Source organism: Candidatus Tectomicrobia bacterium (assembly GCA_016192135.1).
Lineage (GTDB): Bacteria > UBA8248 > UBA8248 > UBA8248 > UBA8248 > 2-12-FULL-69-37.
Genome location: JACPUR010000027.1, coordinates 30,540 through 40,141 on the forward strand (window position 1 = coordinate 30,540; position 9,602 = coordinate 40,141).

At 68.9% G+C, this 9,602-nt stretch carries 8 protein-coding genes; 2 read left to right on the plus strand and 6 right to left on the minus strand.

Annotation, left to right across the window (positions count from 1 at the left end; all coding sequences use genetic code 11):
- Window positions 1-398: 398 nt before the first annotated feature.
- The 3 genes from HYZ11_12075 to HYZ11_12085 all read right to left on the minus strand — a co-directional run bounded on the left by HYZ11_12075 (window position 399) and on the right by HYZ11_12085 (window position 3,022).
- Window positions 399-833, minus strand: coding sequence for a VOC family protein (locus HYZ11_12075; protein MBI3128335.1), 435 nt, complete (start codon window positions 831-833; stop codon window positions 399-401).
- A 696-nt stretch (window positions 834-1,529) separates the two neighbouring features.
- Window positions 1,530-2,267 carry an amidohydrolase gene (locus tag HYZ11_12080; protein MBI3128336.1) on the minus strand — a complete coding sequence of 246 codons (738 nt, stop codon included), beginning with the start codon at window positions 2,265-2,267 and terminating at the stop codon, window positions 1,530-1,532.
- Window positions 2,264-3,022 carry an amidohydrolase gene (locus HYZ11_12085; protein ID MBI3128337.1) on the minus strand — a complete coding sequence of 253 codons (759 nt, stop codon included), beginning with the start codon at window positions 3,020-3,022 and terminating at the stop codon, window positions 2,264-2,266. Before HYZ11_12085 ends, HYZ11_12080 begins: the two co-directional genes overlap by 4 nt.
- A gap of 338 nt (window positions 3,023-3,360) precedes the next feature.
- On the opposite strand from HYZ11_12085, the gene HYZ11_12090 reads away from it, so the two are divergent.
- Window positions 3,361-4,389: a hypothetical protein gene (locus HYZ11_12090; protein MBI3128338.1), complete on the plus strand. Its 1,029-nt coding sequence runs from the start codon at window positions 3,361-3,363 to the stop codon at window positions 4,387-4,389.
- A gap of 10 nt (window positions 4,390-4,399) precedes the next feature.
- Window positions 4,400-6,070 carry a HAMP domain-containing protein gene (locus HYZ11_12095; protein ID MBI3128339.1) on the plus strand — a complete coding sequence of 557 codons (1,671 nt, stop codon included), beginning with the start codon at window positions 4,400-4,402 and terminating at the stop codon, window positions 6,068-6,070.
- 235 nt (window positions 6,071-6,305) lie between these two features.
- Here the strand turns inward: HYZ11_12095 and HYZ11_12100 are convergent, their stop codons facing one another.
- From HYZ11_12100 to HYZ11_12110, 3 genes are all read right to left on the minus strand, one after another.
- Window positions 6,306-7,598, minus strand: a complete 1,293-nt coding sequence (locus tag HYZ11_12100; protein MBI3128340.1) for a hypothetical protein — start codon at window positions 7,596-7,598, stop codon at window positions 6,306-6,308.
- Window positions 7,599-7,844: 246 nt separating this feature from the next.
- Window positions 7,845-8,708, minus strand: a complete 864-nt coding sequence (locus tag HYZ11_12105) for an MBL fold metallo-hydrolase (GenBank protein MBI3128341.1) — start codon at window positions 8,706-8,708, stop codon at window positions 7,845-7,847.
- 48 nt (window positions 8,709-8,756) lie between these two features.
- Window positions 8,757-9,602: TRAP transporter large permease subunit (locus HYZ11_12110; protein MBI3128342.1), on the minus strand; the 846-nt coding region annotated here is incomplete at its 5' end.

The window sequence follows — 9,602 nt, forward strand, 5'->3', positions numbered from 1 at the left end:
CATTCCCGGGGACTGCTGCCCGACTGCGAGGCTACCTCGGCCGGATGGAGCACCTGCCGCTGGCGTAGATGACCCCTAGCCCGTCATTCCGAGGGAGCCTGCCCAGGCGGCTTGCCGCCTGGCGGTGGCGGGCACCGCCACCCAAAAAGAGGGCGATCGAAGAATCTGCTTCTTTCATTCGTCGAAGCAAAAAGCGGATTCTTCGCGGAGTTTACCCTGAGTGCAAACGAAGGGCTCGGAATGACGGCATGCCGGCGCATCCTCCCTCACCCCGCCCTCTCCCAAAGGGAGAGGGAGAGAAGCCGTCTTCATCCGCGGGGACGGCGCCACCCGATGCTCCGTAGGGGCGGTTCGCGAACCGCCCCTACGAAATCCGGCATTCAACCGCATCTGTCCCCCTACCTCCCCGCCTCCTGGAGGATCTCGACGAGGATGCCGTCCGGGTCGCGGAAGTAGGCCACCTTGCGCCCGGTGGGGGTGGTCACCGGGTCGCAGGTGAAGGCGAGGCCCTCCGCCTTGAGCCGGCGGAAGACCTCCTCCGTGTCCTTCACCGTGAAGCAGAAGTGGGTGAGGCCCCGGTCGTTCACCCTGTGGCCCCGGGCCTTGTCCTCCCCGGCCGGGCGCTCGAACTGCATCAGTTCCAGGATGTCCCCCCCGACCTTCAGGTGGACGATGCGGAAGCGCGCCCCCTGGAGCTCGAGGAGCCGGTCGATCATCGGGCCTTCAAAATACGTGTCCTGCACCTTCTCCATGCCCAGCACCCCCTGGTAGAGGGCCAGGGAGCGCTCCATGTCCCGGACGCAGATACAGGCGTGGTGGATGTTCTCGATCACGGGCCGCCTCCTCGCGAGGTTTTTTTAGAGGAACTGCCGGCAACTATGCGGAATTGGCCGCAACTGTGCGAACGGGCGCGGGAATATATGGTCCTCCCGGAAAAGCGGCCCCCGGCGCCGCCGGGCCAGCCGCCTCGGCATTGGAGGCCGCGATTTCCTGGCATCCCCCGGAACCCGCCTTGCGGCTTCCGCTTCGGCAACATTTTTTGCCTCGAATATCGGTGAATTTCCTTCGTTCAGGGGCGTTTTTAGAACTTTTCGGCCGCCTTGTTCCGCCCGGCGCGGCGGCCCCGTTCCTTCTCCGGACCGGGCCTCCCCGAATTTTTGGGCTGGAATATCGTGAAATATCGTGAACAGCTCCCCGTGGCGGCTTTCCTCCGAAAAGCCGGGCGCGGCGGCCCCGCCGGGAATATAAGCCCAGGGGCGCCGGGGCCACTTACCCCAATTTCGCGCACCTTCGTGCACAGATAAAAAAGATGTCATTCCGAGCGCCGCAGGCGCGAGGAATCTTCGTCAGCGGCCACGTTCCTAGATTCCTCGCTGCGCTCGGAATGACAACGGGGCCTTCCGCCTCCGTAGGGGCGGCCCCCCGTGGCCGCCCCGCAACGGACGGGGCAGGCATCGAATTAGGGACCCCCGCGCGGCGTGCCGCGCGGGGCGGGGGGGCCTGCCCCTGCGGAATTTTCACCGTCCGTTTCAGCCCCCGAACAGCCGGGCCGCGGTGCCCCCCAGGATATTCGCCTCGTCCTCCTTCGGGAGCCCCAGCCCCCGCACGTGGGCGGCGACGGCCCCGGGCTCCTGCTCGGGCCACCAGGAGCCCATCACCATCCGGTCCGCCCCGGCCTCCTCCACGGCGCGGCGAATCCAGCTCGAGGGCGCCACGCCCACCTCGATGACCAGGTTCGGGCACTCCCTGAGCGCCGCCAGGTAGTCCGGCCAGAAGGCCCAGGTCCAGCACCGGCTCATGAGGACGGGCCGGTCCGGCAGGGCGTCCGCCACGATGCAGTCGCTGTAGACGGCGCCTCCCACGGTGGGTAGGTGGCCCTCGTGCTCGATGGAGAAGAGCATCCCGCGCGCCCGGCACCTCTCCGCGATGGGGACGTAGAAGCGCTCGATGAGGCCCGTCCCCGGAGTGAAGCCCCAGGAGGTGAAGATGCGGACGCCGCGCAGGCCCAGGTCCGCGATGCGCTCCGTCTCCTCGGGCCCGTCGTAGTGGTTGAGGGTCCCCCAGCCGCACAGCCGGTCCGGGGCGGCCTTGCAGGCCGAGGCCACGCGCTCGTTCGCCTCCCGCCACCTGAAATGCTGAACCGCCTCGAAGGGCATGAGGGCCGCGCGGTCCACCCCCGCCTTGTCCATCGCCCTGAGGATTTCCTCCGCCTCCCTGCCCTGCGGGAGGTGCGGGTGGCGCAGGCAGACCGCCGTGTCGAAGATCACGCCTTCCCCTCCAGGCCGAGCAGGCGGAGGATGTTGCCGCCCAGGATTTGGTCCTTCTCCCCGCGGCCGATCTCCAGGGACTCGACCAGGGCCTTGCAGGCGATGGGATGGCTCGTCGGGTTGTCCGAGCCGTAGAGGATCCTTCCCGCCCCCACCGCCGCGAGGGCGTTGCGCAGCGGCCCCCCGTGGTTCATCGAGGTGTCGATCCAGATGTTCGGGTATTTCTTCGCCACGTAGCAGGCGTCGGCGAACATGGCGTGGCCGATGTGGCCCAGGATGATGTCCACGTCCGGGAAGTCGCGCGCCAGGTCCGCGAAGAGGATGGGCCCGCTGTGGGGGGCGTGGCCCGCGTGGATGAAGATGGGCACCTGGTGCTCCCGGCACTTCTCCATGACCGGGTAGACGTACTCCCGGCTGTTCGCCGGGTGGCAGTCCGAGACGGGGTGGAGCTTGAGCCCGAGGTGGCCCATCCCGGTCAGCGCCTCGTCCACGTGGCGCAGGCACGCCTCGACCCCGAGCATGGGCGGGTGGAGGTAGGCGAAGCACATGAAGCGGTCGGGGCGCCTCGCCGCGATCTCGGCCGCCTCGGCGTTCCCCGCGCGGTAGTCCCCGCCGTAGAGGGCGGAGAGGTCGATGAGGATGCTCCGGTCCACCCCGGCCTCGTCCATGCTGCGGAGCACGTCCTCGGCGCCGGTCTTGTGGCGGTGGCCGTAGTTCAGGTTGATGTGGGCATGGTGGTCGATGACGGGCGGCATGCGGTCTCCCGGGCGCGCCTCGCGCCGTGGATGAGGACCAGTCTGACAAGCGGGCGGGAATACTATAGCGGCTGGAGGGGTTGGGGGGGAAGGAAGGCGCGATTATGTTGGCGCCCACCGGAGCAGGCAGGGAGACCTGCCCCCACGCCCCTCGGGCCGATTGAGGACGCCGGGGAGTATTGTAGGGGCGGTTCGCGAACCGCCCCTACGGGAAAGACCATCCCGGAAGATGGCCATTTCTCTCTTTGGGCCTCCGCGATATGGATTCGCCCGCCGTTGCCCCGCGCCCTCCCTTGGGCTAGCCTGTGGCGTCCCGTCGCCATCCGTGGAGAGACTTCATGCGCGAGGACCTGCGGCTGCTCCAGGGCGCCATCGACACCCACATCCACGCCTCCCCCAGCCTCTTCCCCCGGCTGGTGGATAACATCGAGTGCGCCCAGGGGGCGGCCGCGGCGGGGATGCGGGCGGTGACCTTCAAGTTCCACCACGGGGACACCTCGGGGCGGGCGCCCCTCGTCCGCCGGGCGGCGGGGGACGCCATCGAGGTGTACGGCGGGGTGACGTTGAACCAGGCCGTGGGAGGCCTCAACCCCTTCGCCGTGGACACCGCCATCCGCCTCGGCGCGAAGATGGTGTGGATGCCCACCCTGAGCGCGCTGAACCACCTGAAGAAGGTGGGCTCCCCCCACCTCCCCGGCATGAAGCAGACGGGAGGCGCCGCGCTCGGCGAGAAGGGCATCACCATCTTCACCGACGAGAAGCGCCGCAAGGTGCGGCCCGAGGTGCGCACCATCTGCAAGCTCGTGGCCCAAGCCGGCATCTGCCTCAGCACCGGCCACCTGGACGCGGGCGAGGTGCGGGCCCTGATAGAAACCGCGCGCGGGGAAGGAGTGGAGCGCATCATCGTCCAGCACCCCGAGTACATCACCGACGCCACCATCGAGGAGCAGGTCGAGTTCGCGCGGATGGGGGCGCTCATCGAGCACTTGGCCATCTTCTGCTTCACCCATTGGGGGGGCTACCCGACCCGAAAGGGCGCGCCCCCCATCTCGGCGCGCGAGCAGGCGAAGATGGTCCGCGCCGTGGGGGCCGAGCACACCATCCTCTCGACCGACCTGGGGCAGCTCCACAACCCGCCCCCCTGGGAGGGGATGCGGGTCTTCATCCAGCTCATGCTCGACCACGGCATCACCGCGGACGAGATCGGCATCATGGTGAAGCGCAACCCCGCCTACGCGCTGGGGCTTCCCGGCTCCTCCCGGCCGAAGGCCGCCCCCAGGCTGAGGAGCGTCCCCAAGCCGAAGGGCCTCCCCAGGCGCCTCGCCCGGCCGGCGCGGAAGGCCGCCCAGGCGGACGGGCGCAACTAAGAGGGGCTCCATGTCCTGGCTGAGCGCCAGCCTCCAGCGCAAGCTCCTGCTCCTGGTCCTCGTGCTCCTGGGGCTCGGGTTCGGCGTCTCCGCCCTCATCACCATCGAGACGGAGCGCCGCCTCCTGCTCGCGCAGACGAGCGAGCGCGCCTCCATCATCGCCTCGACCATCCACAAGAGCATCCGCAGCAGCATGCTGGGGGGCCGGCCCGACATCGCGCGCTCCCTCCTCGACGAGCTCAAGCGCACCGACGGGGTGAAGGCCCTCCAGGTCTTCCGCAACGACGGCACCGAGGCCTTCACCGACCTCCGCACGCTGGAGAAGGTGAGCGAGAAGCAGGCCCCCCTGGATCCCCGCGCGGTCCGCAGCATCCGCCGCCAGGCCGCCCAGATGCAGAAGATGGACTCCATGGGCCAGGACGCCCACTTCAAGGATGCGCTCGCCTCCGCCCGGGAGACTTCCTGGATGGAGAGCACCCGCGAGCCGGGCGGCGGGACGGCCCGCATCCTCACCTTCCTCAAGCCCCTGGAGAACGAGGAGAACTGCCAGGTCTGCCACGAGGCCGACTCCAAGGTGCGGGGCATGGTGCTGGTCTCGACCGACGTGAGCGAGATCATCGCCAAGGTGGCCATCCTGCGGAACCGCCAGATCGCCATCGCCCTCGCCACTCTCCTCGCGGTGGCCTTCGCCCTCCTGTTCTTCCTGCGGCGCACCGTCGTCCGGCCCCTCCAGGACCTCGAGGCCTGCGCCGGCCTGATCGGGCAGGGCCAGTTCGACGTCTGCGAGCCCCACACCGGTCCGGACGAGATCGGCCGCCTGGGCACGAGCTTCCGGAAGATGGCCGCCTCTCTCAGCCGGGCCTACAGCGACCTCCAGGGCAAGAACGCCGAACTCGAGCGCACCCTCGGGGAGCTCCAGGAGAGCCGCCAGAAGGTGCAGCTCCTCGAGGCGGTGAAGGACCAGCTCTCCAAGTTCGTCCCCGAGTCCGTCCAGCGCCTGCTGGAAGAGAACCCCGAGGCCGACTCCCTCGCCCAGCAGGAGAAGGACATCACCATCGTCTTCCTCGACCTCGAGGGCTACACCCGGATGAGCGAGATGTTCCCGCAGCCGGTGGTGAACGAGATCCTGCAGAAGTATTTTTCCGCCTACCTGGAGATCGTCGGGGAGTACAAGGGGGAGATCAACGAGACGGCCGGGGACGGCCTCATGCTCATCTTCCAGGACGACGATCCCATCGCGCACGCCGCCAACGCCATCGAGGCGTCCATCAAGATCCGGGCCAAGACCCTCCAGATCAACGCCGCGAGGCCCAAGGGCCACCCGGAGGTCTACGCCAACATCGGGATCAACTCGGGGGTGTGCTCGGTGGGGGCCAACAAGTTCGAGGCGGCGGGCGGCCACTCCCGCTGGACCTTCACCGCGCTCGGGCCCGTCACCAACCACTCGGCCCGCATCGGCAAGGTGGCCACCCGGGGCCGCATCATGATCGGCCCCGAGACGGCCCGCCGCGTCCAGGACCGCTACGCCCTCGTGGACATGGGCCACCATAGCCTCAAGAACGTCCCCGAGCCCATGCTCATCTGTCAGGTCATCCCGACCGGAGTGATCTATCCCGTCGGGAGCTTCGACCCGGTGGACGCGGTGGACGGCACCAAGGCGCGGGCCGCGGCGACGGCGTGAGCACAACGTGATCGTTTCGGAAAAAATGCAGGGGCGTATTGCCATACGCCCCGACAAAATTCTTGGCCAAACGAAGCCTGTCATCCTGAGCGAAGCGAAGGATATCGGTTTGGCATTGAAATCTAAAAATCTACACCGAGATTCTTCGCTCGCCCTCTTTTCTGGGTCCCCAGGCGGCGAGCCGCCTGGGCGGGCTCGCTCAGAATGACAGGCTTGGAGGCCTCTCGACTTCCCCCTACGTCTCCAGCCTTACCTTCGCCTCGTCCTTGAACCTCGCGAGCTGCTTCTCGATGGCGGGGCCGTAGCTCTCGAACATCTCGATGGTGGTCTGCTTGCTCCCCTCGACCGCCGGCTGGTCGAAGGGGTTCACCCCGCGCAGCACCCCTCCGTACACCGCCGCCCACTGCCACAGCGCCACGGTCCCCGCCACGTCCTCCGGAGTGACCGCGTCCAGGGTCAAGACCATGTGGGGCGTGCCCCGCCGCTCGGCCTCGGCCACGACGCCCGCGTGCTCGAGGTCGAGGAAGCCGCCCGCCGTGACTTTTTCGCTGACGGGCGGGTCGTCCTCGAACCGCCCCACGCGGACGGTGAGGCCCGCCATGCTGGGCCGCCCCCCGAAGTAGCGCTGGTTGGTGTGGTGCTGGCTCTCGGGCGCCTCGGCGCAGAGGACGGTCTGGCCCTTCCCCTCCTTGCAGTAGCTCTCGTGGACGAGCTGGACGATGAGCTCCCCGAGCCCGCCGAGCGCCTTGCCGTAGATGGGCAGGAAGAGCTCCGTGCAGCCCGCCAGCTCGGCCCGCCACAGCTCGAGGGCGAGGGTCTTGGCGATGTTTTGGGCGGAGGGGACGGTGGGCGCCATCTTTTCGTGTGCGGCGGCGAAGGCGGCGTCGAGGCGCCGGGCGTTCTCCGCGCTCCCTTCGACCAGGGCGAGAGGCAGGAGGGCGTTGTTCTGCCCGGCGGTGTAGCGCCCCCCCACCTCGTCGGGGTGGGGGAAGCGGTCGAGTTTCTTCTCCTTCACCAGGGAGGCCAGCTTGCTCGGGCCCGAGCTGATGACGGCGAGGGCGGGGAAGCCGCGCCGGGCCAGGATCTCCGTCTCCTGCACCACGTTCTCGGTGTTGCCGGACTTGCTGACCGGCACCACGAGGGTGTTCCGGGGCGAGAAGCCCCCCCGGCCCGAGAGGAGCTCCCCGAAGAGGCCGCTCGGGTCGGTGCCGTCCAGCAGGTGGAGCCTGCGGGGGGCCTTCCCCTCCGCGAGCGCGCGGTAGAGCGCCCACACGTTGCGGATGGAGCCGCCGTTCCCGACGACGACGACGTGCTCCTTCCCCTCCGCCAGGCCCAGCTTGGAGGCGATGCCCGCGAGGTCGGGCCGCTCCCGCGCGAAGGCCGGCAGCGCCTTCCCCCCCTGGTGGCGGGCGATGGCCGCCCCGCAGGCTTTCTCGTCGTCCAGGAGGAGCTGGCTGTGCCGCCACGCCTGGCCGGTCATGGCCTGGAGGGGAGTCTCCCAGCTTCGCGTGTAGAGGTGAAGCGACATGACAACCTCCTTCCGGGGGAACCCGTCCCGCTCCCTTTAGCTGAGCGTTCTAAATAGGTTGGTCACCGGCTGGATGTCCACCGGGAGAAAATGCCTCAGAGCGGCCCCGGCGCCCCCTCCCTCCGGGAGGGGGCGGGGGGAGGGAAAGCCACCGGCGAGTTTCTCCCCCACCCCAGCCCTCCCCCGGAGGGGGAGGGAGGATGGCTCCCGCATTCGCGGCGTGAACAACGTGTACAGATTGTACCCCTAGCCCAGCGGCTCGATGGCCAGATGCGCGGCGAAGGTGCGGGCCACGATGCCGAGCATGGCCCCGGCGGGGAGCCCCAGCGCCTCGAAGACATGGCGCCCCGCCTCCTCGGGCGAGACGCCCTTCCCCTTCTCCTTTTGCGCCTCCCGCACCAGCCGGTCAATCCGCCGGAGATAGGCCTCCCCCTCGTCCAGGTGGGCGGCGGCCTCCTTTCCGCGCGACACCCTCCGGCTCATGGCCGAGAGGAGCACCTCCGCGCCCTTCACGGCCCGGAGCCGGGCGAGGCTCGCCAGGGTGGCGGGCACGTCCTCGTAGATGGGCAGGCTTCCCGGCTCGGGCAGCACGTCCCCGATGATGAGGGCCCCGTCCGAGGGGACGAAAAGCGAGAGGCTCCCCGGGGAGTGGCCCGGGGTGTGGAGCGCCTGGACCCGCACCCCGCCCCCCAGGTCGATCTCCCCGCCCTCCTCCAGCGCGTCCTCGACCTTCACCGGGCCGGTGCTGATCTTCCGCATGCCGGGGACGTGGCGGCCCCGGTCCTGGAGGTCGAGGTCCTCGATCCACGGCCGGTCCAGGGGATGGGCGTGGAAGCGGGGCTTCGCCCAGGCGGCGATGGCCCCGTTCCCCCCGATGTGGTCGAAATGGCTGTGGGTGTTGATGACGCAGGCAACGTCTCCCGGCCCTCTCCCCAGGGACTCGATGTAGGAGATGATCTTCGGGGCGGCGGGCCCCACCGAGGTGTCGACGACGGCGAGGCGCTCGCCCTCGATCACGCAGGAGGTGACGAAACGGGGGATGCGCCGGCCGTCCGGCAGGGCGATCTCGAAGTCCAGCCAGAGGCAGTGCACGCGCGGAGTGACGCGCATGGCGATCCTCACCCGGGAGCCGGCGCGCCCCCGGCGCTTCCGCTCCGGCTAGGCGGGACTCTCTCTCTTCCGCAGCCAGAACTGGCGCAGGAAGGGAATCCCCGCGAACACCAGGCCCGCCGCCGCCCAGAGCGCGGTGAAGTACACCATGAACAGGCAGATGGCGGCGAAGCTCAAGAACATCAGGATGCGCTCGTAGAAGCGCAGCGGCGAGAGGAGCCAGCCCTGGGCGCCCGCCGAGAAGGCCGTGAAGGCGACGACCGCCATGATGCTCGAGAACACCACCCGCAGCGGGTGATCGAACAGCAGGAGCGAGGGCTCGTAGACGAACAGGAAGGGTACCACGAAGCCCGCGATGGCGAAGCGGATGGACATCATCGCCGTCTTGAAATAGGGCGCGCCCGCCAGCCTCGCGCCCACGAGTGAGGCGATGGCCACCGGCGGCGTGACCGCCGACAAGATGGCGTAGTAGAAGATGAACATGTGCGCGGCCACCTTGTCCCCCTTGGCGGCCACGAACCCTTTCACCCATTCCGGTCCGTAGATGTGGGTCAGCTCCGGCCCGATGAGCTTCACCAGCACGGGGCCGCCCAGCACCGCGAGCAGGACGTAGGCCGCCGTGGTGGGCATGCCCATCCCGAGGATGGCGCAGGCGACCGCGGTGAGGAGCAGCGCCATGAAGAAGCTGTCGATCCCCAGCCAGTAGGAGCACCCGCCGCCCGGGGCGACGCCGAGCAGGCAGAGGTCCCTGGAGAGGGTCTCGACCATGAAAGCGAACTTGTTCCCCACTCCCGTGATGGAAAGCACCTGCACCACGATCTCGATGGTGGCCAGGGTGACGGCGAACTCGGCGCCCTGGCGCCCGCCCGCCTCGAGCGCCCGGCGGATGTCGTC